Here is a 25,441-nt window from a genome sequence, read left to right on the forward strand (position 1 = left end):
TTATGAACTATCCATTTGATAGTCTCCTGTCTTTAAATTCTTACATCCTGATCACAGATGTTGTATATATTGTTTGGCTATGAATCAATGCTAAGGCTTTAAGTCTATCTATAAAAATCTTTTTATAAGTTTGTAGCACGTATAAATAGATATTATGAATCCCATTACCCTTTTTGAACAATGGTTCAGCGAAGAAAAGAGTCAAAATAATAGAAAACTATCTAATGCATGTTGTTTATCCACCGTAGGTTTAGATGGGTATCCAAATGCTCGATTTGTTTCACTCAAAGAAATTGTTGAGGATTCATTTGTTGTCACAGGCTCCTTGAGCTCAAGAAAAGGTAGGGAAATAGAAAATCATAAAAAAGCAGCCTTAACTTTTTGGTGGACATCATCCGAGAGGCAAGTTAGAATACAGGGAGATGTAACAAAGATTTCTCAAGCCCTAGCAAAAACCTATTTTGAACAACGAAATAGAGATTCTAAAATAGTGGCTGCTACATTTACTCAAGGCGAAGAAATACAAAGTATTTCGCAGCTCAAAGAACAGTTCGAAGCACAGAAAACCGAACTGGAAAATAGGGAAATTAAACTTCCTGAAAACTGGAGCGGGATTTCAATTCAACCTATTCGGATTGAATTTATGGAATTCAAGAATAGCAGACTTCATGAAAGAATACTATATCAACACGTTGAGAATCGTTGGAAATCTACACTACTACAACCTTAATCAGACAGCATGGATAAAAAGATTGCTTACATAACCGATATTCATTTGGATGAAAAGTTTCCCGTGGATTGCGGAGTTGATGCTCAAAAAAATTGGAAAACACTGCTTCAGGATATTTCCTCACGCCAAATCAATCAAATTATATTTGGCGGAGATATTGGTCTAAAATCTTCAAATAAATGGTTTTTTGACTCCCTTAAGGAATATAATCTCGCTATTACGTTAGGTAATCATGATTCTTTTGACGAAGTAATAAAGTACTATAATTTTGAAAATTCTAGAAATCAAATTGAACTGTATTACACGCAAGAGCTTGAATATTTCAAATTTATATTTTTGGACTCCAGTAAGGGGTTTATAAGCGAACAGCAATTGAACTGGCTTACAAAAGAACTTATCACCCAGAAAAAAATAGTTATTTTTATTCACCATCCGATTTTAGCTATTGAAGCTGAGGTTGACAAGCGCTTTGCATTACAGCAACGGGGGCGGATTCAAACAGCATTACTGAGTAGTGAAAATGAGATTTATATCTTTTGCGGACACTACCATTTTAATGACACGCAGCATATTGAAAATATCATCCAACAGGTAACACCTGCGAGTTCTTATCAGGTGGAGAAATTATTGGGTGTTATCAAAATTAACAATGCAGCGTTTGGATATAGGATTATTGAGCTGAAAAAGGATACCATTCAAACCAATCTAGTGACGTTTCCCAATAGTTGAAAGGATTGCTTTTTGATACGTTCTACTCAGTAAAACCTTTATTTAAAAAATCAACGAATAGCCAATTTGGCTGTATAAGAACGTTTGTGTTAGTAACAAGCGAAGATTATTCTTCTTCGCTTGCTATAAAATTAGGTGTTTCAGTTGTTTCGTGAATTTCACTGGTATTTTCAGTTTCCGTTTTCTCTATGGCATGAAACTTTTCTAACTGTTCCTCTTCGCCTGTAAAATAAGGAAATACATCCATAATCGGAGATTCTGTAATTGCTGGTATACTGTAGTCACCAGTTGTGCCTTTCATTGCCGTTAACGTATTATCATACGCTTCTTTTACATCATTTGCCTGAATCAGCATATAAAGGTTCGTTTTGCGTTCCTTTCCACTTTCTTCATCAAAAGAGATTAACGACACCTTAGATTTAAACCAACGATCCGAATTTTCAAAAGGATGAACCTCAGATAGATTAGCTACCTTGATATTAGTAATCATAAACTCTTCACTCGTATAGGCAGCCATTTCCTCATTGATTCTAGCTTCAGCTTCAGTGTATGAAATTGCGTCCAGTAAATAGGATTCGGTAGTTACCTTTTGCTCTCCTGTTTCATGCGTTTTTCTGTATTTTACTTTGCACTCGTACCACGTTACGCTCATATCAATTTTTTTTGGACGGCAAATATAGATTTTTCATAAAAGGAGAGAAGTATATTTTAAGAAGAGATATTCACAATTTGTTTCGAAAATGCATAAACTTCTTATATCATTATAGTTATAAAAAGTAGTACCTTATTCGATCAGTAAAGAATCTTTGTTAATACCGAAAAACTTCTTATAACTATGGAAAAGGTATCGATGCTGTCATCTTCCGAAGTCCAAACCGTTATTGAAAGCTATCCAGCTGCATTCAGAGAACGAATTCTTATACTTCGTAAGTTGATCATAGAAACAGCAAATGTCACCGAGCATGTCACCGTGCTAGTAGAAACATTAAAATGGGGCGAACCCAGCTATGTGACTAAAAAGGGGAGTACGCTTAGAATCGGCTGGAATCCAAAAACGCCTGATTATTACGGAATGTACTTTCACTGTGCTAGCAGATTAGTTCCTACGTTTAAAAGGGTATATAGTGATACGTTTAGTTTTGAAGGAAATCGAGCTATTATTTTCAATCTATATGATCCGATTCCTGAAGAAGAGCTCAAAGCATGTATTAGAGCGGCACTCATCTATCATATGGCGAAACACTTACCCACTTTAGGGATTTAGATATAAATTTTTGTAGGTATATTAGATATTTTATAGAGTTTGAAGAGAAGTTTATCATGTATTATTTGATAAAAAAATAAATACACCTAGGTTTTGTTAAAATGTATGCATTGCAAGTAAGACCTCTTATAAAAAATGAATTATTTTCTTTAGGATAAATAACGTAATTTGGTTTTTTCAAATTACAAGTACGAAGCATTTGTTTTAAGTACTAATACACACACAAATCAAATTTAAAATGGGAGATGTTTTAAAAAGGAATAATGTGCAAATTTCAGGTAAAGGTGAACAACCGATGTTATTTGTACATGGTTTTGGATGCGATCAAAATATGTGGCGTCTCATGGTTCCATCTTTTGATGAAGATTATAAAATAGTTTTAATAGATTTGGTAGGAGCAGGAGACTCTGATTTGTCAGCATATCATCCAGAAAAATATGCTTCGTTGCATGGCTACGCCCAAGATGTTGTTGAAGTTTGTCAAATCTTGAATTTAAAAGAGGTAATTTTTGTCGGTCATTCTGTAAGCGCTATGATTGGTGCGCTTGCTGATATACAAGCTCCCGGTCTTTTTTCTAAGCTAATTATGATCGGACCCTCTCCCTGTTACATCAACAACGCTGATTATGTGGGTGGTTTTGATCGGAACGATATAGAAGAATTATTACAAACTATGGAATCAAATTATTTAGGTTGGTCAGCTGCACTCGCTCCAAGTATCATGGGCAATTCTGATAGACCTGAATTAGGTGAAGAATTAACCGAAAGTTTCTGTAAGATGGAACCTACCATTGCTCAGTATTTTGCTCGTGTTACTTTTTTGTCAGATAATAGAAAGGATCTTAAAAATGTGAAAGCTCATAGCCTGATAATACAATGTTCTGACGATATGATTGCTCCAGAAGTAGTCGGTATGTATACACATCAGGCAATTACCAATAGCGAGTATAAAAAATTAAATGCAACAGGACATTGTCCTCATATGAGCGCCCCTACAGAAACCACAGCGGTCATTCGTCAATTTCTAAGCAAATAATAGACGAGTATGAAAGCAACTACACCAGCAAATACTCCATATCACTCCCCAAAAGATTGGATAGATTTATTTAAAGAAGCGCCTTGTGGCTATATACTCACAGCACCTAACGGGAGTATTTTAAAGGTCAATGACACACTATGTAACTGGTTGAAGTTTTTGCCAGAGGAGATGGAGAACACCATGCGTTTTCAAGAACTATTATCTATTGGAGGCAAATTGTTTTATGAAACACGACATATTGCACTGCTGAAGTTGCATGACCAAGCCAATGAAATCAATTACGACCTTATTTGCAAAGATGGAAGCAGCATATCAGTATTGCTTAATTCATCTCAACATAAAGATGCTAAGGGAAACATTGTAGCTTATCAATATATACTCCTTCCTTTTTCTGATCGAAAAAAATATGAAGTAGAGCTTTTAAACGCAAAGAAGGCTTCAGAAGAAGCAGTCCGAGCAAAATCTATTTTCTTGTCTACTATAACACACGAGATTAGAACGCCTATTCATGCTATTTTAAATGCCGGAAACATTTTGTTACAAGAGTATTCCTCACAAGAACAGCGCGAATTATTAGAAGTCATCAATTTCTCAAGTAATAATTTATTGGAGTTAGTTAATTCGGTGCTTGATCTAAGTAAGATGGAAGTTGGTAAGGTAAAAATAGATGAAGCCCCCTTTAATATTCGCAGCGTATTTGAACGTTTACTACAAGTTTACCGTCCGTTAGCCTTAGGCAAGGATGTTAATTTTGAACTAATTATTTCAGAGACGGTTCCTGAAATTATGATAGGAGATGGCGGTAAGATTCGTCAGATTTTCACCAACCTTATTGGCAATGCCATTAAATTTACACAACAGGGGACTATACGGTTGCAACTTTCATTAAAAGCAACTGTAGAAGACCGATTTATCATTCATTTTGAGTTAAAAGATGAGGGGATCGGTATGAGTGAGTCAGAGTTAGCTAAAATTTTTGATCCTTTTACGCAAGCGAACGATACTATTCATAAGAATTTTGGAGGATCAGGATTAGGACTAAGCATTGTTCAAAAGCTTTTAAATCTGTTGGATAGTCAGTTAACTGTGAGTAGTAGGTTGGGAGAAGGTTCTACCTTTAGTTTTGATTTAGGCCTACAAAGAACTTTGGAAGAAGTCAAAGAGGAAAAAACTGAAGAAATTCTAGAGCATAAAGAAGACCTGTCTCACATTAAAATTTTAGTGGTTGATGATATTTTTTCTAACATACTTGTAATTAAGCACTATTTTAAAATTTGGAACATTCCTTTTGAACATGTCACTAACGGAGAAGAGGCGCTCAAGCGAGTACAGGAAAAGGATTTTGACTTGGTTTTTATGGATCTTAATATGCCTGAAATGGACGGCTATCAGACTACCGAATGTATCCGTGCGCTACCTGAGGCAAAATATATGCAATTACCTATAATTGCATTGTCAGCTTATGACGCCAACGAAATAAAATTCAAAGTAAAACGCAGCGGGATGAACGGGTTGGTTCAAAAACCCTTTAGAGCGAATCAATTTTATCAAACTATTATTGAATATGTTCGAACTGCAGACAAGCGAGCTGTACATGCAGATCCTACTATGGAGGTAACCGGGGAGCGTACTAATCATACCGAATTCTCAACTAAAATTCTTTGTGAAATTTTTGAGAACGATTGTGAAGCTATTCAAAATTATTTTGAGATAGTACTTATAGAATTAACGCAAGTTATTGAGGATTTCATCAAAATAGAAACTAGTTTTTCCCTACCAGCTTACCGGGCTGCTGTTCATAAGAATATATCTTTACTGACTATATTTCAACTGGATGTATTACGTTCAAAGATGACTATAGCTACACAACTCTTATCTGATGATAGAAAACAGGAATTTTTACATACATCCAAAGAGATTAGAGTTGCCTTAGGGCAGTTGGCAGATTGGATACGAGAACAAAGTAACAGCAATCAGTCAATTTGTGAATAGTAAGTAACGTAGGCTTGTTTTTTAATAGATGAAACTTGATCTGATATCTTAATAAATTTACACAGTGCTGCTTTCTTAAAAAAAAAAGAGTAGTGTTATCGTATAAAGCTTAAAAAGAAGAAAACTAACATGATAAAAAGGATTGATGTTACGCAACATACACTCGCTGAAGAAATATATCGAGTATTTCAGGTATCATATCGTATAGAAGCCGATATTCTAAAAGCTGAAAATTTTCCTCCACTCCAAAGAACAGTTCTTGATCTGCAAGAGAGCACTACGGCATTTTACGGTTTTTACAAAGATGGTCAGATGGCCGCAGTAATTGAGGTGATAGAAGAAAAAAATAATACACATATTCAGAGTTTGGTCGTAGACCCTGATTATTTCCGTCAGGGAATAGGGAAACGATTAATGGATTTTGTTATGGAGCAGAATACTAATGCAATATATACCGTAGAAACAGGGGTAGACAATGGACCGGCATGTAGTCTATATAAAAGCTTAGGTTTTATTGAGGTACAGCAATGGGATACTTCTTTTGGCGTAAGAAAGATAAGATTTAAAAAAGGGAGCAATAAAAAAACGCCGGTATAGTAACCGGCGTATTTCTAATCTAACTCAAATAGTATATTACATCTTGTCATTCGGTAATAAAACGGTATTGATTACATGAATTACTCCGTTAGACTGATGTACATCTGCGATGGTTACCCAAGATGTCCCACCTTTTTCATCCATAAGCATTACTTTTTTTCCTTTTAGCATAGCAGTTAGTTTCCCGCCGTTTACTGTGGTAAATATCGCTTTACCATTTCCGGCTTTAATAGCCTTTACGATATCCATAGCTTTATAATCTCCCGCAAGTACGTGATAAGTAAGAATATGATGTAGTGTCGCTTTGTTTTCTGGCATTACCAAAGTTTCAACAGTTCCTTTAGGTAATTTATTAAAAGCTTTGTTGGTTGGTGCAAAAACCGTAAAAGGTCCTTCGCCTTGTAAGGTAGCTACCAATTCTGCTGCCTTTACAGCCGCAACAAGGGTCGTGTGGTCCTTGGAGTTTAGAGCATTCTCCACAATATTTTTACTAGGATACATCGCAGCACCGCCAACCATTACTATTTTTTCTTTTTTCATCATAGTATCTTGTGCAAATGAAGATGTTACTGCCAAAATGGTCATTGAAAAAGATACTACGGTTAAAATGTTTGATCGTTTCATTGTTATTTTTTTATGTTATTGTTTACAAGCATATAAACGAGATCTATCTCGATACGGTTTTTCCAAACAATGTTTTTTAATATTTCTTTAACATTTAGGGGCTGATTGTTTAGTATTCTGAAAACAATTTTATGGATTTAAATAACTGATAATAAGTATTGTGTATCTTTAATTAGTTAAACGGTGGAGAAAGTGATTTTAGTGAAATGGCACGAACAATTAATATTTAGGCTTATTTATTTGCAATATCTCTAGCTTGTAACAAACTACTTAAACTTGCAAATGTATGAAGATACAGCTGATACGTAATGCCACCTTAAAGATTGATTATGCAGGAACCACAATACTACTGGATCCTATGTTGTCAGCCAAAGGAGTGTTTGAATCGTTTGCCGGAATTCAAAAAAATCCTATTTCTGAATTGCCAGTGACAGTTGAAGAAATCTTGGAAGGTATTGATCTAGTCTTAGTTACTCATACCCATGAAGATCATTTAGATGAAGTGGCTAAAGAAAAATTACCCAAAGATATACCATTATTTTGTCAGCCCCCGGATCTTGCGAAAATGAAAAAATTCGGATTTACCGAAGCTGAAGAAATTGAAAGAGAGATAGTGTGGAAGGAAATTACTATCTCCCGTACCGGCGGAAAGCATGGTAGTGGAGAAATAGAAAAGCATATGGGCGCAGTTTCAGGTTTTGTATTGCAAGCAGAAGATGAACCTACTTTGTATATTATCGGAGACAGCATTTGGGTAGATGAGGTAGAGCAGATCATCACCAATTATTCCCCTCAGGTGATTGTAACCAACTCAGGTGGCGCTTTTATTCCCGGTCATGAAAAGAATTTAATTCTAATGAATGAAGCGGATACGATGCAGGTTCTGAAAAAAGCCGGAGAGGCTCAGGTTATCGCAGTGCATATGGAGGCTTTGGATCATTGTACAGTAACAAGGGCTTCGCTAAAAAAGGTTTACGCTTTAGAAAATTTAAGGCAAGGTACCTTACACCTTCCTTTAGATGGAGAAATACTTGAATTTTAATAGCTGTTAGACGTTTATCCCTATGGAATATTTGTAAATTCTTAATCATTCAATAGTACGAAGTTACATTCAGAAAATAAATAAAACCGTTTACGACACTTCGTAAACGGTTTTATTTACTTGTTTTTATTAATTCTAGATTTTATTCAGCAGTGACAGTAGTATCACTATCCGAATTATTTTCAACGGTTTCCTTTTTTAAATAGGTGTCCAAAAACTTCAAAATTCTGCTGTAGGCTTCAATTTGATTTTCTTTTTTGACAAATCCGTGACCTTCATCTTCAAACAATACATATTCTACCGGAACTCCGTTCTTTTTGACTCCTTCAACAATCTCGTCAGACTCGACTTTGAGTACTCTAGGGTCTTGAGCTCCTTGTAAAACGATAAGAGGTTTCTTCACTTTATCAGTATGAAAAAGTGGCGAAATTTTCTTTAAGCGAACAGAATCTGCGGTGTGCGGATTTCCAAGTTCCAGATACAAGGCTTCTTTGAAAGATTCCCACCAAGAAGGGATACTTTTTAAGGTACGCATCCAATTAGTCACTCCAAAAATATTGACACCCACTTCAAATTCATCCGGAGCATAGGTCAATGCGGCCATAGTCATATAGCCACCATAGGACCCACCAATAATTCCGATCTTTGAACCGTCGATAGCCTCTTGTTGTGCTAACCAATCTTTACCTGCAATACAATCTTTTAAATCCTTATCCCCGTGATTGAGATCGTCCATTTTATAGAATGACTTACCATAACCACTACTACCTCGGTTATTTACAGCCAAAACAGCATATCCATGATTTACCAGATATTGAATAACAGAGCTATAACCCTGTCTTGATTGTCCGCCGGGACCTCCATGAACCCAAACTAAGGCTGGTACTTTATTGGTGGCACTAGCTTGCTTAGGTTGATAGTATATTGCCGGAATTTCTAATCCGTCAAAAGATTTATAACGCACTACTTCTGATGGCACTAAATCTTCTGCGCTAATGTCTTTGTTTAACACATCAGTTAATTGAGTATATTCCTTTGTCTCCAAATCATAAGAATATACGTTAGAAGGTAAGTGGGTGCCGGAAACACTTAAGAGTACCATGGATTCATCATCAGAGAAATCCACTCCCGTAACATTTTTATCTTTGAATGTAGGTAAGGTAAGTTCATTTCCCGAAGCTACATCGGTAATAGATAAAACGGTCTGTGCGTCTTCGTTGGTGTACATTATAGTATACTTGCCGTTATCAGTGAAATAGAAAGAGCGAATATCCCATTCCTTCTCTTTTACTTTTTCCTTTTCATTCGTCTCAAGGTTATAACGCATTAATACACTATACTCTCCTTCAGCATCTGTGGTGTAATATAAATATTTACTGTCTTTTGAGAAGTCTTGAGGGGTGTTAGCACTTAAAGAGTCATTAACCTTCACTTTTTTGTTAGTCGCTGTATTCAAAATAATCAAATCGCTATCATTAGTGTTGATAGTTTTTGTCAATGCAATAAATTTACGATCATCAGACATTCCGCCAAAATCCATACCTTCTTTATTTTCATAAATCCGTTTGGAGCTAAAGTCTTCAATTTTCATTTCGTAATGATCCATATATTTAGGATCCCGTTCATTACTGGCGTAGAAAAAGCTAGCACCATCCTTTGCCCATCCTCTAAAAAGTGCACGTACATTTTTAAGTGGCGTCAGTGCTTTGATAGAAGTACTGTCTTTTACATACAATTTATAGATTTCATCCCCATTACCGTCCATGCGGAAAAGGATTCGCTCATCTTTGGGAAAATAAGATATACCATATACTGAAGCACTATCCGACTGTGTGATCGGACGCAACTCACCTCCTGATGAAGGTATCGTATACATATTATAAATTCCTGAACGATTACTCGTCATTAAGACTTTAGTCTTATCCGGAGAATAACTGCTAGCATAAGCGTTTTCATTATCCATAAATTGCTCTATGGTATACTCTTTAATTTCTGGAGGAGTTTCTGCCAGGTCGCTTTTCTTCTGTTCTTTACAAGAAAATAAGAGAAGCAAGCAGACTCCAAGAATGTGCCATGTTTTCATATACTAATTATTTAATGGTTAAAACTTTTATCTCTTTAAAGGGAGAAAGTGAGATACTTTCCATGCGTTTTTGATAGGTTTTCCATTCGGTATTGAAAAAAGCATTTGTTTTTTGTAAAGCGTCTTCAACCGCTACTTTCGCATGATTTAAAAGTGTCTGCTCTGTTGAGGTTAGACCGTTTTGTCGACTGCTTACGTACCACTCAGCCGTTCCTAAACGTTGCATAACATTAACATCAGGATTTCGTGTGATACCTTGTCTTTTATCTTCTTTACCAATGAAAACAGCTATAATACTGTCAACTTTTTTAATGATTCCTTTGCTTGCTTCGATGTCCTTCTTGTAAGTTTTTTTATCCTCTTTCTGAAGTTTATTCTTATACTCGTTTGCAATTTTTTTGTTTTCAACCAATTGTTTCACTGCTTCGTAAGCGGCTTGACTATATTTCTCTAACGCTTTTGATGCATTGTACACCTCGTCAATATTAGTCGTAGAAACTTCTAAACGAGGATCGCTTTTAACTTTGATTTCACTTTTGCTAATTAGATCGCCATAATGAAGTTCTGCTCGATACGTACCGGGCTTAACGCGTACACCTCCGGGTTCGTTTTTTTGTTTTTCTATCGTTCTAGAAGGACGTGCTACCCCTTTTTCATCCATCCTCCATCGCATTTTGTAAAAACCTGTAGAGTCAGGAGTTTTTTGCTTCAAGGTTCTGATTAAACGATCTCCGTCATAAATTTTTAAGCTGATCGAATCCCATTTCACAGTAGTTTCATCTTGCTCATCGGCTGCCTCATTATCATCAGTTTCTTCAATAACCTTATCTGTTTCGGTTTCAGGTTTTTCTTCAACCTGAATAAAATAAGTAAAAGCGGCTCCATACTCTTTATTCTCACCATGATATACAGCATCTGCACCAAAACGACTCCCGCTAGGTTGTTGGTAGGCTGCCTGATAGGCAACTGAAGGTTCAAAAAGATTCACTTTTTGATTAAGAAGAGAAGCATCCTTGGCTAAAGCTCTCAAAGGCTTGATATCATCTAATACCCAAGCTGCGCGACCAAACGTTCCAATAACCAAATCGTGCTCTCTGGGATGAATTACCAAATCCTTAACAGGAACTGTCGGAAATCCATTAGTCCATTTAGTCCATGATTGTCCGGCATTAAGAGAGTAATATAATCCATCATCTGTTCCCAAAAATAACAGGTTTTTTTCTATAGGATCTTCAACAACACTTAGTGCATAGCTTGCTACATCATTTTGATCAACCAGACGATTCCACGTTTTTCCGTAGTTGGTAGTTTTGTATACATATGGTGTATAGTTGAATCTACGATAGTCATTTGCGACTAATAAAGCTTCACCTTTAGCCTTGTTTGAGGCTTTGATCTGTACGATCCAACTTCCTTGGGGTAACTCTTTTAAATTTTTGCTAACATCTACCCAATTTTGGCCGCCATCCATGGTGGTATGCACACGTCCATCATCGGTACCTACCCAAAGCATATCTTGTTCCAGCGGAGAAGGTTCGATAACGAGAATGGTAGTATGGTTTTCTGCTCCGGTAGCATCCAGAGTAAGTCCGCCACTTTCAGATTGTTTTTGTTTTTCAGGATCGTTGGTTGTAAGGTCTGGTGATATCACCTTCCATGTCAATCCTTTATCAGTACTTTTATGAACAAACTGACTTCCAAAATAAAGAGTTTTGCTGTCAAAGGGATCACTGTTGATAGCTGCGTTCCAGTTAAAACGAAGTTTCGTATCTGCATCTGGATGGGTTGGACGCACGGTATAATTATTTCCGGTCATCCAGTCGTATCGACTTACAAACCCTTGCTGACTCATGGACCAGCCATAGCGGCTATCATCACGATCCGGTACTACATCAAATCCATCACCAAAGGATATTTCCTGCCAATAGGAATTTCGAATTCCTTGAGACTTCCACACATATGCAGGACCTCTCCAACTTCCGTTATCCTGCATACCACCGTATACATTATAAGGAAATTCATTGTCTACATTGATATGATAAAACTGGGCTACCGGTAAATTACCGATAAAGCGCCAGGATGCTCCGCCGTCACGTGTGATATTAAGTCCACCATCGTTACCGTCAATCATATAGGAACCATCGGTAGGATGTATCCACCAAGCATGATGATCTGGATGAACCCCGTTATCCACTCCGTAAGCCGGCATTAACTGTGTGAAGTTTTTACCACCGTCTTCAGAAACATTCACATACGTAAAGACAGAATAGACTCTGTTTTCATTTTGAGGATCTACGAAAATATCTGAGTAATAAAAAGGACGATTCCCTATATCTTTTTTATCATTGATCATCTTCCAAGTGAATCCCCCGTCAAATGATTTATATAAAGCGTTTTTCTTAGCTTCTACCAAGGCGTAAACAATATTCGGCTTACTAGGTGCTATAGCAAGTCCAATTCTACCCAAATTACCTTTAGGCAGTCCGTCTTTTTCGGTACGTTCACTCCATGTTTTACCACCATCATGGGTAATAAAGATTCCCGAACCTTCTCCACCGGAATTAAAAAACCATGGGTCTCTCTTATGTTCCCATAATGCTGCGATTAGTTTATTTGAATTTTTTGGATCCATAACTAAATCAGCCGCACCTGTTTTATTATTTGCGTACAATATTTTATTCCAAGTTTCACCACCATCGGTAGTTTTAAAAACTCCGCGTTCAGGATGTTCACCCCAAGGAGAACCTATGGCCGCAGCATATACAACATTTGGATTTGTAGGATCTATAATGATACGGTGGATATGTCTAGTCTTTTGAAGCCCCATAGCTTTCCAACTTTTTCCGCCATCCAGCGATCGATAGATACCGTATCCACCGTTCAAACTATTTCTCGGATTTCCTTCACCCGTCCCTACCCAGATTACAGAGGGATTCGATTGTTGTACCGCAACTGCACCTATAGATGCCGTTATCTCGTTATCAAAGATTGGCTCCCATTTAATACCGCCTGAAGTAGATTTCCATAAACCACCAGAGGCAGTTCCTGCATAAATGATATTTGGATCAGAGGTCACTACATCAATAGTTGTTACTCGTCCACTCATACCACCTGGACCGATATTACGAGGTTTGATTTCGTTTAAAATTTCATTTGTAAGAGTTTGTGAATAGGTCAGAAATGAAATACTCACTAAAAAAAGAAAAAATGTTTTTTTCATGTTGAGATACATACTTTAAAATGCTGTTGAAAAATTTTTTTGAAGTGTAGTTGAAGCTGATGCGCTATTTTTATAGATAGGACTATACATGTATATATATCTAAGAATATTGAGATATACTTTAGTCGTTGGATTTTATAAAAAACAGCCATCATGCTTACGCTAAATAAGCTTATAAAGTTAAGAAAATCTTAATGTAGTATTCTTAAAGCTATGTTAAGAAGCGCGGTGCTGTTACAACTTTACTGCGACCTACAAATTCTACTATTTTATAACATCGAGCAGTTTAAAATCTTTATTTACTTTTATAGCGATCATCTTTCCGGTTTGAAGATTGAACATTTTCCATCGAAAACCGTAGGTAGTTTCAAAAATATCTGATCTGGCCATAGCCTTGAAGTCAATTCCATCGATATTGGCCATAACTTGGTTCACCATCATGTCAATGCCACGCTGTTGTACTTCTTCATCACTCAGCTTACGATCTCTCGGATTTTGAATGTGGTGAGTTAAAGGATAATCGCAGACACTATTGGATGCCGTATAGGCATCGGCATTTGTAAAAATGCTTGTTAATACAAGGAATAGGGTTGAGAGTAGTAGGCAATGTTTCATAACTAGTGTTAAATGTAATTGCTTACTAAGTTGCAAACAATTACGGTTGTAAATTTATAACCATGTGTTGTAAGTGTTTAGTGCTTCAATTAAATCCCCAAAAGCACTGAGTTTTTTATAATAACGCTACTAAAATTAAAATGTTATATTTTTAAGTTACATTTTTAAATTGGACTAGTCAAATATTAGATCTATTTACTTATTATACAACGTAGTACCTGCTGAAAAATATTTGTCTCCCTCAACCCAAAAAGGAGTAGTAGGGTTGTTAGCTATTTTACGAGATGCCAGTACATAGGATTGGAAAAATTTAAACAAATATTCGTAATCCAAAGTGTCAGGATTATCGGTTACCTGATGATAATACTTAGTTATTTCTTCGTCAAATGCAGTGAAACCCATACTAAATGTTGGAGCAGGGATACCTTTGGCAGCGAAATGTACATTGTCAGAGCGATCAAACAAGCCTTGTTCAGGCGCCGGATCATCAATCGCTTTTAATCCAAATGCAGTTGCAGCATCTTTAATATCTTGTGCTGCAGTAGTACGTTCCAGTCCGATAATAGTTGCCAGCGTAGTATCATTGTACCCTCCATTGTCGCTATTGAAACAATATACCATTTGTTTTAGAGGCAGCACAGGGTGCTCCACATACCATTGACTCCCTAACAATCCTTTTTCTTCACCCGTAAATAAGATGAATAGAGCAGATCGTTTCGTCGGAAATTTTGCTATATTTTTTGCAGCAGCCAATACAGTCACACTACCTACTGCATTATCACGGGCACCGTTATAAATAGAGTCATTATCAACAGCTTTGCCTATTCCCACATGATCATAATGTGCAGAGTAAATAATGTATTCATTTTTAAGTCTTGGATCGGTTCCTTCAACTATACCGACTACGTTTTGAGATTGAACAGTACTCTTGGTTATTCCTTCTATGGTAAATGTACCTTCTAAATTTTTAGTATCTTTAAAAAGTGTGTTTATTGTATCCGTAGCTATGCGCACCCAACTGTGTGCAAAGGGTTCTTCTTCATCGCCATCAATGGTTAATTTATCTGTGTTTAAGTAGTGAGACAGATTGTCCCAAACATTTTGATCGGCATCCATAATCTCGATCAAACCTTTGGCTCCCTTGGATTTGGCTAATGTTCTTTTCTTTTTAAGTAGGGCAAAAGCACTTCTTGGATCTGTTTTATCCGGACTGCCCGCAATGGCAATAATAATTTTTCCATTAACATCCTTTTTATCGTAATCTGTTTCTAAGCCATGGTTTACAAAAACCATTTCGCCGGTATAGGCAATATTCTTTTTGGTTACAGGCAATAAATTAGACGAACTTACAGTGCCAATAGCAAAAGTTGTATTTGTCGGTGTGGATATTTTTGTCAATACTACCGGTTGCATATAACTATTGTTTAATTTCGGAGCTGTTGCAACACCATATCCTCTGAACATAGTAGCTAAATATTGAGCGGCAATTTTATTTTCTGCTGATCCTGTAGCACGACCCTTTAACTCATCAGAAGCTAAGAAATAAATATGACCTTCGATTTCACTTTGTGTAATAGTCTCTTTGACCGTTTCGATGTCAGATTGGGCATAAGAGGAAAGTGCTGAGAGAAAGAGAACAAGTAACAAAGAGATATACTTCATGGTGTGTAATTTTTTTGTAATAATTACGTCAAATAGCTCAAGCTATCGACTCGATCTTCCAAATATAAAAAATCTTTTAACAAATCTGGGTGATAGGAGTTTCGGGTTGTAGGAGTCAACAAATGTTAATTGACTATTAAGGTATCACTATACGATACGATTGTTTTTAAATTGTAGTAAATTTATGTAATGAAGAAGACACAAGAAATATATAAAAAGGGCTTTTCTTTTCAACCTTATCAGGCACCGGATCAATCTCCTTTTGAAAAGCTTTTTGAAATTTTTCAAGAACTGATTACACATACTTCCGGAGATCTTGATGAGGCTCTGGATTGGCTTAAGGAACTGGATAAAGAATATAATCTTACCACAGACGACTATACCTTGGATGATTTTGTAGAAGACCTGAAAAAGAAAGGGTATATACGAGAAGAAATTAAACCTGATGGTAAAGGAGGTATGGCTATTACTGCCAAAACTGAGCAAGCAATACGTAAAAGAGCATTAGATCAGATTTTCGGTAAGATAAAAAGAAGCGGATCAGGGAATCATGCTACAAAATATACAGGTAGAGGAGATGAGCACGCGGGAGAATTTAGAAACTATCAATATGGAGATGCGTTAGAACAGATATCAATCACTGAAAGTCTTAAAAACGCACAGATTAACCATGGGATGGACGAACTAAAGTTGACTGAGGATGATCTTATCGTAGAAGAAACGCAATATAAAGCACAGATGAGTACTGTGCTAATGATTGATATTAGCCACAGTATGATTTTATATGGCGAAGATCGAATCACGCCGGCAAAGAAGGTGGCTATGGCACTTGCAGAATTAATTACCACGCGATATCCAAAAGACACCTTGGATATTCTTGTGTTTGGGAATGATGCCTGGCCTATTGCTATTAAGGACTTACCCTATTTGCAAGTAGGACCTTACCATACCAATACAGTTGCAGGGTTGGAATTGGCAATGGATATGCTACGTCGTAAGCGTAATACCAATAAACAAATATTTATGATTACCGATGGGAAACCAAGTTGCTTGAGATTACCTGATGGACACTACTATAAAAATAGTAACGGATTGGATCGTCACATTGTAAACAAGTGTTATATGATGGCCCAGCAAGCGCGAAAGCTGCATATCCCTATAACCACCTTTATGATTGCTCAAGATCCGTATTTGATGCAATTTATCAGAGAGTTTACCTATGCAAATCAAGGAAAAGCATTCTTTACTGGATTGCAAGGCTTAGGCGAAATGATATTTGAAGATTACGAAAATAACCGAAAGAAAAGAATCCGCAGATAGTCTGCTAATTACGAAAAACAAGAATAAGAAACTGATAATTTAAAGCATTACTACACTACATATATGATGAACATAGCGAACTTAACTACTTTAGGAGCTTTAAAAGCTGAAGGATATCAAAGTTTATCTATAAAAGATGAATTGCGAAAAAATTTAATCAAAAAATTACAAAACAAAGAAGAGACGTTTGAAGGTATCCACGGATATGAAAATACAGTAATCCCTGAATTGGAACGTGCAATTCTTTCGCGACATAATATTAATCTCTTGGGACTTAGAGGACAGGCCAAAACCAGATTAGCGCGTCAAATGATCAATCTTTTGGACGAGTATATACCAGTGGTGGCGGGATCAGAGATTAACGATGATCCTTTCAATCCCATTTCGCGTTTTGCCACGACTTTAATCGAGGAGAAAGGGGATGAGACTCCGATTACCTGGCTACACAGAACTGATCGCTTTGCGGAAAAACTTGCAACGCCCGATGTGACGGTAGCCGACATAATTGGCGATGTGGACCCAATAAAGGCAGCAAATTTAAAACTGAGTTATGCAGATGATCGGGTAATACACTTTGGTATGATCCCGAGAGCGAATCGCTGTATTTTTGTGATTAATGAGTTGCCTGACTTACAGGCGCGAATACAAGTGGCCTTATTTAATATTTTACAAGAAGGAGATATCCAAATACGAGGGTTCAAATTACGATTACCATTGGATATGCAATTTGTATTTACCGCGAACCCGGAAGATTATACCAACAGAGGTAGTATTGTTACGCCATTAAAAGACAGGATAGGATCCCAAATACTTACGCATTATCCTGAAACGATTGCGATCGCAAAGACTATTACACAGCAAGAAGCAGGGTCAGACAAGAGACAAAAAGAATTAGTACATGTTCCTGAGTTGGCAAAAGATTTATTAGAACAGATAGGTTTTGAAGCGCGTGAAAGCGAATATATTGACCCAAAAAGCGGAGTGAGTGCACGTATGAGTATCACAGCCTACGAAAATTTATTAAGTACGGCAGAGTATCGTGCCTTAGGATCAGGTGATGAGCGCACCTTGTTACGAGTAAGTGATTTTATGGGAATTGTACCGGCTATTACAGGAAAAGTTGAGTTGGTTTATGAAGGAGAGCAGGAAGGAGCCGATGCCGTTGCGCAGACGTTAATATCTAATGCTATAAAAACGCTTTTTCCTGATTACTTTCCAAAAATTGAAAAATTAGAGAAAGAGGGTGAAGAGAGTCCTTATCAACAGCTGATAGATTGGTTTTTTGAAGAAAGTGGTTTTGAATTATTGGACGATGTATCTGATCAAGAGTACAAAGCTAAACTCGATGCTGTTATACCTTTAAAACAGTTGTTACAAAAATATCATCCTGATGTAGCTCAAAATGATAGTTATTTTCTGAAAGAATTTCTATTGTGGGGGCTGGTTGAATATAAAAAGTTAAGTAAATATCGTCTTTCTGAAGGGTTTAGATTCAAAGATGTATACGGCGGTTATATCAGTGGATTATAAAGAATCAAGAAGTCTTTCTTATATAATTACCACCAGGTTATAAAAATTTTCTGATACTGATCCTCTTTGGTTTTTATCCAAACCATAGGGGATTTTTTTTGCTCACAAGCCTGCTCAATTTGAGATAAAATTTCTACGAAAGAAATCCAGGTGGTTCCATGAGCGGGATTGATGATCCACTCTTTTTTCAGCGGAAGATAATACGCTGCATCTTGATCAAACTGGTTTTTAAAATCATGAAACGAGGTCCAAAATCCTGCAATTGGCGGTTTTCTTTCTTCAAATATGGCTGAAGCTGTCATATGCAGCGGTAGATATAGTTGTGTAAGAAAACATACACGCTGTTCAAAGTTCTGCGAACTCAAATTTAGTGAAGCCAAAATTTTTTCAGTTTCTTCGTTATATAGAAGAGGCAATTGCTTTTTGAGTAATTTATTAGACTTTAGATCGTAACTATCTTTACGATTTGGACCGATCCACCCGGTTTCATGTGATGCTGCGATCGTAGGATCATAAATGTAAAATTTATAGACCAGTTCGATATGCAAAAAGGATTGAGTTGCTTTATTTTTAACTAAGAAATCTAATTCGCCAATGGTTTGTTTTTCTTTAAATACCTGAATACCACTTCGCAGTAACTCAAAGGCTGAATGCGTTTTGATGTAGTATTCAAAAAAGTGTTCAACACGTTTGCCCAGTACTTCATTTGGATGTATATGAATATGTTTTTTTAATTCTTCTTCAGAGGGTATTTTATCTTGCTGTACAAGGAATGGATCAAATGTATTGGGTATATACTCCAACAAACTTGGGGTGTTCAAAAAGCCTGAATACTGTGATTGTAAGTCTGTCAACACCTAGGATTCTTTTTCAATTAAATTTCCGTCAGGATACAGCGCAAAGCGTCCTTTTTCAGCTGCGTGTACATGATCATATTTTGGCCAGGGCCAACCACCAAACTCAGTTTTTTGATAGGTTGTGATGGCTTCAGAAATTTCAGCACGGGTATTCATCACAAAAGGTCCTTGTTGCACGACCGGCTCGTTGATTGGATTGCCTGGCAGAAGTAAGAAATGACTTTCGGTAGCTCCGTTAACCAAGGTGAGCGGAACGGAAGGATTGGTTATAATACGATGTCCTGCCGGAATGGTGAATCCCTCCGTCAGTAGTTCACCTCCTTTAAAGAAATACAAAGATCGCGAAGTTGACTGACTTGTGGTGGGTAAGGTAAGCGTTGCACTGGGTTCCATGACTACCGTCCAAATCGCAACGTTATTGTTGGGGTCTGAAGCCCAGGAATCAGGGGCGCTATCAGGTGCTGTTACACCGTCCAATGTTCCTGCTATTAAAGTTACCATAGTATTAAGTCCGTTGGTATCTTGTTTGGTAACTATCGGAATATCTTCATGCCATAACATTTTAAAATGTGGCGCAACAAATTTGGATTTTTTCGGAAGGTTCAACCAAATCTGAAAAAGTAAAAAAGGATTTTTATCGTTTTTATTAAGAAGAGGAAACATTTCTGAATGCTGTACACCACTCCCGGCAGTCATCCACTGCACATCCCCATTACCGAACCTGCCCGCAGCACCTAATGAATCTGAATGATCAACTAAACCCTTTTGCGCGATGGTCACCGTCTCAAAACCCCGATGTGGATGCGCAGGAAAACCCGGTACGGTAGTACCATGATACATTCTGAATCCGTCCTTTTCTATAAAATCCTGTCCAAGATTTCGTCCCTGCAAGGATGCAGCCGGACCTAATTGATCGTCACCTTCAGGATATAAATCTTCGTGATAAGCACAAAAGAGAAAGGGATCACTCGTTTCCCAAGGGAATCCAAGGGGTTTTATTTTTTGAATGGCATCCATATATTTAATATTTTGAACCGGACTGTATCTTCTTTGAAGACTTTACAATAAAGTCTCGTATGTCTTGATTTGCCTGAATGAGATCTTCGTTACGTAAATACATCATATGACCGCTGCGATACCCTTTGAAATCTAAGCGTTCGCCAAGCTTGCGGTTAGCATTGAGCTGCCACATCACATATTTTGCATTAAAATAAGTGGTAGCACCATCAAAATATCCCGATTGAATCATGGTGTGCAAATTTGGATTCATAGTCATAGCACTTCGTAGGGCTTCGCCGGAATTATTATTACTACGATCCCAAGGATGAACCGGTCCAAACATATTATATTTCAAGTCTGTTTTAAATTTCAGTTCTTCTCCGATATAATAGTTAATGGCAGGGGTAAAGGCATGTAGCCAGGCCGTGAGCTCACTATTGTAATCAGGTCGCTCTCCAGCTTCTTTTACATCCATACCTTTATAACGCGAATCCAGTCGACCCACGGTGTATCCCTGATCGCTACGCAATAATTCTTTCCAGAAAAAAGCCTTGGGTACTTCGAGATTATGTTGGTCGATCACAGTTTTGGATATTCCTGAGTAATACGCCATAGAGGCAATGATGAGCTTGCGATCTTTCTCAGCTAAAGTACCTCCTTTTACGAGGGCAGGGATTAATGTATGGATAGTATATTGTTCGGCCTTAGGCAGCACTTCTAAGAGATCCTTTTGTTGCAAGGCAGGTGGTAGTTTTTTATGATACCAAGCTGCTGCTGTATAATAAGGTAAGCGGTTGGCTACTTCTATCGGGCCATCAAATTCGAAACCAATTTCGGTAGGGGAAACCAGAATGACTCCATTGAGGTACATCCATTGTTTTTGTTGTAGCGCCAATGCTAATCCGGATACTCTCGTCGTTCCGTAACTTTCACCAATCAAATATTTTGGAGAACGCCATCTGTTGTTTCTGGTTACAAAGGTATTTACCCACTCTGAGAGGTATTCGATATCTGCATTTACCCCAAAAAAGACTTTTTTCTCCGGCATCTTGCCATCTTTGTCCGGAATCATTCGGGAGTAGCCTGTATTCACCGGGTTTACGAACACAATATCGGCAACATCCAATACCGAATTCGGATTGTCCTTGATTCCATAGGGTTGAATGGGAAATCCTTCAGAATCAATTTTTAAAATTCTGGGACCGGTATAAGCAATGTGCATCCATACCGAGGCTGATCCCGGACCACCGTTAAACGAAATTAATAAAGGTCTGTTCTCATCGTTCTTTAAATCACTACGTTTATAATAGGTGTAGAAAAGGGAAGCAATAGGATTTCCTTGATCATTCCACACGGGTTGAAAACCTGTGGTTGCGGTATAAGGAATAGATTTTCCTTTAATTTGAACCGTATGACTGGTGTTAATTAAGGTATCTAGGGGTACGCTCACCTGCTGACTATGAGCAAAAGCGATACTACACAATATACTGAGGTGTATACAAAAATGGCGTAATGTAAAATTCATGATGAAAACGATGCTTTATAATTGAGATTTATTAAAATAGGTAGCTTTTTCAAAGTCCATAATATTTATAGACAGTATAGGAACCTCGGGAAATATTGACTGTAAAGTTTGCACTACACTCTTGGATAATTTTTTCTTTTGTTCTTGGGTTCTACCTTCCATTATATAAGCAAAAACATGGATAAAATCATCGGTTGTGTTGCCAACGGTAAAATCATCAAAGCTTCGTATACGCACTTTTATATCACCCGGAGTAAAAAGTTGCGTCGCTTCTGCAGTGTCATATACAGCTTGAATGATCTGTTGAGGTTCTTTGAGTTTTACGATGTTCGAGGAACATTCCATTACAAAGTGTGGCATGATGGGATCGTATATTTATAGTAAGTGTTCATTTAAATGATCAGTTAAAAATACGAAGTATCTATCGAATAGCATGCGTAAATTATGGTTTGCTGTACGAAAGGTTTGGATGAAATACGTGTGAAGAAGTATGTAAAGTGTTTACCTCCTTGATTCTATTAAAATCATGTGAAAGCATCTTAACTGTGCCGTTTAAAATATCTTGGTATGTTACTGAGGAGGTAGTTAATATCAAGGTTGCATCTAAGCTGTACGTGAAGAGGCTGATTTGTATGAAGTTAAGATATTTAAGTATCTTGTGGGTTCAACCAACACAAAGTAGATATGATAAAAACAATCTTACTTATCGCAGGCGTTATCTTATTAGGCTACGGAATATACACTGTAATTGCTCCCGAAGCATCCGTATCTATAGGAGGTTTTAGCATAGAGGCACAGGACAATACCAATGCGTATATCAGTATTGGTTTAGGGATTGTAGCGTTGATTGCCGGTGTGATCGTAAGTAAAAAGGCGTAAATAACGCCTTTTTACTATTTGATTGGTTACTTTGTATTAAAAGCTTTCTGGGAAATGTTTCTCTAACACTTTCATCAACACTTCGGATGTTAAGGGTTTGTTTTCAAAATGGTCGATAATACCGTTTTCTTGAGCACGTGCGCGATCATCCGGACTGGAAGAGGTAGTAAGCATGGTAACCACGATTCCTGCTTTAAATTCTTCGTCAAGGTTGTCGTATTCTTTCAGAAACTCCCATCCGTTCATTCCCGGCATGTTAATATCCAAGAATATTAAATCCGGATTAGGATATTGATCCTCTTCTAAGGTGGTTAAATATTCTAAAGCACTTTCGCCGGAAAGCTTAGCGACAATAGATTTAGTAACATTACATTTTTTAATCACGCGTGTATGTACAAAGTTGTCTGCTTCAGAATCGTCTATAAGTAATATTTTATTTAACTGTTCTTTCATGTCTTGGAGGTTGTTTAATTTAGGGTTGTAAATCTTTTTTGAAAGTAAATTTAAAAATGGAGCCTACTCCCAGCTCAGACTCGGCTTTGATTGTACCTTCGTGGAGTTCAACTATCTTTTTACAAAAAGAGAGTCCGATACCCTTACCTTCATATTGTGAGGTACTGTGGAGGCGGGTAAACATTTCGAATATTTTATTGATATGTGCCGGTTTGATGCCGATACCGTTATCATGTATTTCGAAGATATGATACATTTGATCTTCGGTATACTTAATTTCAATAGTTGGTTGTCTATCCTCGGGAATAAACTTGATTGCATTGGAGATTAAATTAGAAAATAATTGTTTAATTTCTATTTCATACCCATTTACGGTTGGAAGTTTTGGTAGTTTGAGCTGAGCATCACTAGCTTCCAGCAAACTAGTATAATCAATGATGATATCGTTGAGAATTATATTGAGATCCACCGCCTCTATTTTGCCGGACCGACCGATTCTACTATAGTTTAACAGCCCTGTAATTAAGTTTTTCATACGCTCTGTAGCGCCGTAGATGAAGTTAAAGTATGCAGAAGCTTCTTCATCCAGTTTGTCCCCATAGTCTTCTTCAAAAATCGTAATAAAATTATCTACGGTTCGTAAGGGCTCTTGCAAATCATGAGATGCGATATAGGCGAATTGATTGAGTTCCTTATTTTTATCTTGCAGACGATCGATCAGTGTTTTGTTAATTGCCTCCTGTATTTCGCGTAGTCGTATTTCTTCATTTTTAGCATCGACACTCTGCTGCAAGGATTCGTTATTGTTTTTTAATTTTTCAATCAACGGACGTAGTTGATTGCGAATACGTAGCAGGTTTAAAATCATGTAGCCCAAACATGCAATAAGCAAGGCGATAGCTAAATAATAGGTGTACAGTTGTGTTTGTTTACGTTCTTCAAAGAGAGTGTCCTGATCTTTTAGGATGTTTTGAATCACAGTATTGATCTCTCGCATCAAATATTGACCACGGTCTGTATTTACGATATTGAGCGCGGTATCATCATTACCTGCCTTTTGGGCATCGATGGTCCGCTCCAGAATATCCAGTTTTAGATACAGCAGCGAGTCTAATTTCTTAATGTTGGCTTGTTGTGCCGGATTGTAAGCAGTTTCGGCTTTGAGTTCTTCAATTTGGTCATCCAGTTGATCCGTAGCTTTATTATACGGCTTATTGTAGGAGGTTTCGTTGGTTAATAAGTATCCCCGTTGTCCTCTTTCAGCATCTTTAATAAAGGAATGTAAGCGCTCTGTTTTATGTTTTACGTCTACAGTGTGTACTAACCATTTTTGAGAATTTTTAATAGCAGCTACGAGAAAAAATATTCCTGCTACTATTAGAATTAGAATGAATAAACTTACATAGATTGATTTAAGAATAGAAACACCATCATTGTTTTGATCCATAGTTTGGGAATAGTCTTAAAATTGATTTTTGCATGGTTTGTAATATGGTATCCTCGTCTGCATCTTCACGACTACTATCGAACTCTCTCAAAAAAGACGCGACTTCATCCAAGGCAGCATCTTTCTTACGTTGATGATCTAATTTTTCTAGTTGTTCTTGCTTTTCTATATATAGCTTTTCTAATACCGGACGTAGCTTCTCGGGGAGTTCATTGATAGGGTCTTTTAGAAAAAAACCAGAGGCACCTTCCATTAACAATTGCGCAACCTTTTCATCATTGTTCAAACTGCCTGAAATGATCAAAATGATAAGGTTTGGATCATGATCCTTGACCATTCGTATGACATCAAAACCATCAAAACCACTAAGGCTAAAATCACTGATGATAAAGTCGGGCATATATTTCTTTAATGCGTTGGTTAATGCCAATTGACTATCGGCAAATCTTATTTCTGCATTATCACATAGCTTGTTAAGTTGTCTCTGAATTAAAAAAGAATCAGAAACCAAATCTTCTACTACCAAAAATTTTAATGAACTAGGTAACATAGTTAAATGGATAAGTGAGTAACAAAAGTAGAAAAAATACTATAGAAAGACTCCCTGAAAACCTTTGTGTAAGAACAGGTTTAGCTTAGGTACACTGAGAGTCAATGTAAAAGGGTGTATTAAACATTTGTTAAAGTGCATTATGCTATCAAATACAGCGTATTCAATTGTATCGAATGTTAAAATATAAGACCAAAAATAGCCAGCATTATACATAACAGCGCAACCACAATTGTAGCGTAGAGTAGCTTAGAATGAGTTCTTGATTTAAGCATGATATTAAG

23 protein-coding genes are annotated in these 25,441 nt (G+C 37.0%); 10 read left to right on the top strand and 13 right to left on the bottom strand.

From position 1 onward, the window contains the following. Nucleotides 1-154 precede the first annotated feature (154 nt). Together BD809_RS11945 and BD809_RS11950 are read left to right on the top strand one after the other, a co-directional pair. Nucleotides 155-730, top strand: a complete 576-nt coding sequence (locus BD809_RS11945; RefSeq protein WP_148783214.1) for a pyridoxine/pyridoxamine 5'-phosphate oxidase — start codon at nt 155-157, stop codon at nt 728-730. A gap of 9 nt (nt 731-739) precedes the next feature. After that, nucleotides 740-1,459 carry a metallophosphoesterase family protein gene (locus BD809_RS11950; protein ID WP_148783215.1) on the top strand — a complete coding sequence of 240 codons (720 nt, stop codon included), beginning with the start codon at nt 740-742 and terminating at the stop codon, nt 1,457-1,459. Nucleotides 1,460-1,565: 106 nt separating this feature from the next. Here BD809_RS11950 and BD809_RS11955 read toward each other — a convergent pair whose 3' ends face one another. Beyond that, on the bottom strand, nt 1,566-2,111 hold the full coding sequence (locus BD809_RS11955; RefSeq protein ID WP_148783216.1) for a DUF4494 domain-containing protein: 546 nt from the start codon (nt 2,109-2,111) through the stop codon (nt 1,566-1,568). A gap of 183 nt (nt 2,112-2,294) precedes the next feature. Here BD809_RS11955 and BD809_RS11960 point away from each other — a divergent pair, with 183 nt between their 5' ends. The 4 genes from BD809_RS11960 (at nt 2,295) to BD809_RS11975 (ending at nt 6,351) form a co-directional block, all read left to right on the top strand. Then, nucleotides 2,295-2,723 (top strand): DUF1801 domain-containing protein, encoded by a 429-nt coding sequence (locus BD809_RS11960; protein WP_148783217.1) that lies wholly within the window; start codon nt 2,295-2,297, stop codon nt 2,721-2,723. Nucleotides 2,724-2,961: 238 nt separating this feature from the next. Next, nucleotides 2,962-3,759, top strand: coding sequence for an alpha/beta fold hydrolase (locus tag BD809_RS11965; RefSeq protein ID WP_148783218.1), 798 nt, complete (start codon nt 2,962-2,964; stop codon nt 3,757-3,759). Between the two features lie 9 nt (nt 3,760-3,768). Next, complete coding sequence (locus tag BD809_RS11970) at nt 3,769-5,754, top strand: PAS domain-containing hybrid sensor histidine kinase/response regulator (RefSeq protein ID WP_148783219.1); 1,986 nt, start codon at nt 3,769-3,771, stop codon at nt 5,752-5,754. Between the two features lie 129 nt (nt 5,755-5,883). Next, the gene (locus BD809_RS11975) at nt 5,884-6,351 is read left to right on the top strand and encodes a GNAT family N-acetyltransferase (protein ID WP_148783220.1); all 468 of its coding nucleotides are present in this window, start codon (nt 5,884-5,886) and stop codon (nt 6,349-6,351) included. A gap of 36 nt (nt 6,352-6,387) precedes the next feature. Here BD809_RS11975 and BD809_RS11980 read toward each other — a convergent pair whose 3' ends face one another. Continuing rightward, a complete protein-coding gene (locus BD809_RS11980) occupies nt 6,388-6,975 on the bottom strand; it encodes a fasciclin domain-containing protein (protein WP_148783221.1) in 588 nt (195 codons plus the stop codon). 286 nt (nt 6,976-7,261) lie between these two features. On the opposite strand from BD809_RS11980, the gene BD809_RS11985 reads away from it, so the two are divergent. Next, nucleotides 7,262-8,017 (top strand): MBL fold metallo-hydrolase, encoded by a 756-nt coding sequence (locus tag BD809_RS11985; RefSeq protein ID WP_148783222.1) that lies wholly within the window; start codon nt 7,262-7,264, stop codon nt 8,015-8,017. A 142-nt stretch (nt 8,018-8,159) separates the two neighbouring features. Here the strand turns inward: BD809_RS11985 and BD809_RS11990 are convergent, their stop codons facing one another. From BD809_RS11990 to BD809_RS12005, 4 genes are all read right to left on the bottom strand, one after another. Further along, nucleotides 8,160-10,100, bottom strand: coding sequence for a S9 family peptidase (locus BD809_RS11990; RefSeq protein WP_148783223.1), 1,941 nt, complete (start codon nt 10,098-10,100; stop codon nt 8,160-8,162). A 7-nt stretch (nt 10,101-10,107) separates the two neighbouring features. Beyond that, nucleotides 10,108-13,320, bottom strand: a complete 3,213-nt coding sequence (locus tag BD809_RS11995) for a VPS10 domain-containing protein (RefSeq protein WP_148783224.1) — start codon at nt 13,318-13,320, stop codon at nt 10,108-10,110. A gap of 264 nt (nt 13,321-13,584) precedes the next feature. Then, nucleotides 13,585-13,935 (bottom strand): hypothetical protein, encoded by a 351-nt coding sequence (locus BD809_RS12000; protein WP_148783225.1) that lies wholly within the window; start codon nt 13,933-13,935, stop codon nt 13,585-13,587. 195 nt (nt 13,936-14,130) lie between these two features. Then, nucleotides 14,131-15,597 (bottom strand): M28 family peptidase, encoded by a 1,467-nt coding sequence (locus tag BD809_RS12005; protein ID WP_148783226.1) that lies wholly within the window; start codon nt 15,595-15,597, stop codon nt 14,131-14,133. A gap of 189 nt (nt 15,598-15,786) precedes the next feature. On the opposite strand from BD809_RS12005, the gene BD809_RS12010 reads away from it, so the two are divergent. Together BD809_RS12010 and BD809_RS12015 are read left to right on the top strand one after the other, a co-directional pair. After that, nucleotides 15,787-16,917, top strand: a complete 1,131-nt coding sequence (locus BD809_RS12010; RefSeq protein WP_148783227.1) for a vWA domain-containing protein — start codon at nt 15,787-15,789, stop codon at nt 16,915-16,917. 66 nt (nt 16,918-16,983) lie between these two features. Continuing rightward, the gene (locus BD809_RS12015; protein ID WP_148783313.1) at nt 16,984-18,447 is read left to right on the top strand and encodes a magnesium chelatase; all 1,464 of its coding nucleotides are present in this window, start codon (nt 16,984-16,986) and stop codon (nt 18,445-18,447) included. 26 nt (nt 18,448-18,473) lie between these two features. On the opposite strand, the gene BD809_RS12020 is transcribed toward BD809_RS12015, so the two are convergent. The 4 genes from BD809_RS12020 to BD809_RS12035 are packed head-to-tail and all read right to left on the bottom strand — an operon-like array spanning nt 18,474 to nt 22,188. Further along, on the bottom strand, nt 18,474-19,301 hold the full coding sequence (locus BD809_RS12020) for a DUF1853 family protein (protein WP_211356719.1): 828 nt from the start codon (nt 19,299-19,301) through the stop codon (nt 18,474-18,476). Between the two features lie 3 nt (nt 19,302-19,304). After that, nucleotides 19,305-20,321 carry a pirin family protein gene (locus BD809_RS12025; protein ID WP_148783229.1) on the bottom strand — a complete coding sequence of 339 codons (1,017 nt, stop codon included), beginning with the start codon at nt 20,319-20,321 and terminating at the stop codon, nt 19,305-19,307. A gap of 4 nt (nt 20,322-20,325) precedes the next feature. Next, on the bottom strand, nt 20,326-21,828 hold the full coding sequence (locus BD809_RS12030; protein ID WP_148783230.1) for a S10 family peptidase: 1,503 nt from the start codon (nt 21,826-21,828) through the stop codon (nt 20,326-20,328). Between the two features lie 15 nt (nt 21,829-21,843). Continuing rightward, the gene (locus tag BD809_RS12035; protein WP_148783231.1) at nt 21,844-22,188 is read right to left on the bottom strand and encodes a 5-carboxymethyl-2-hydroxymuconate Delta-isomerase; all 345 of its coding nucleotides are present in this window, start codon (nt 22,186-22,188) and stop codon (nt 21,844-21,846) included. A gap of 324 nt (nt 22,189-22,512) precedes the next feature. Between BD809_RS12035 and BD809_RS12040 the strand changes: the two genes are divergently transcribed. Then, complete coding sequence (locus BD809_RS12040; protein ID WP_148783232.1) at nt 22,513-22,707, top strand: hypothetical protein; 195 nt, start codon at nt 22,513-22,515, stop codon at nt 22,705-22,707. 36 nt (nt 22,708-22,743) lie between these two features. Here the strand turns inward: BD809_RS12040 and BD809_RS12045 are convergent, their stop codons facing one another. The 3 genes from BD809_RS12045 to BD809_RS12055 are packed head-to-tail and all read right to left on the bottom strand — an operon-like array spanning nt 22,744 to nt 25,157. Beyond that, a complete protein-coding gene (locus tag BD809_RS12045) occupies nt 22,744-23,160 on the bottom strand; it encodes a response regulator (protein ID WP_148783233.1) in 417 nt (138 codons plus the stop codon). Between the two features lie 19 nt (nt 23,161-23,179). Next, entirely contained in the window at nt 23,180-24,607 is a 1,428-nt protein-coding gene (locus BD809_RS12050; RefSeq protein ID WP_148783234.1) for a sensor histidine kinase, read from the bottom strand. Next, on the bottom strand, nt 24,591-25,157 hold the full coding sequence (locus BD809_RS12055) for a response regulator (RefSeq protein WP_148783235.1): 567 nt from the start codon (nt 25,155-25,157) through the stop codon (nt 24,591-24,593). The genes BD809_RS12050 and BD809_RS12055 overlap by 17 nt, the downstream gene beginning before the upstream one ends. Nucleotides 25,158-25,441 lie beyond the last annotated feature (284 nt).

The organism is Aquimarina intermedia, assembly GCF_008124785.1.
Lineage (GTDB): Bacteria > Bacteroidota > Bacteroidia > Flavobacteriales > Flavobacteriaceae > Aquimarina > Aquimarina intermedia.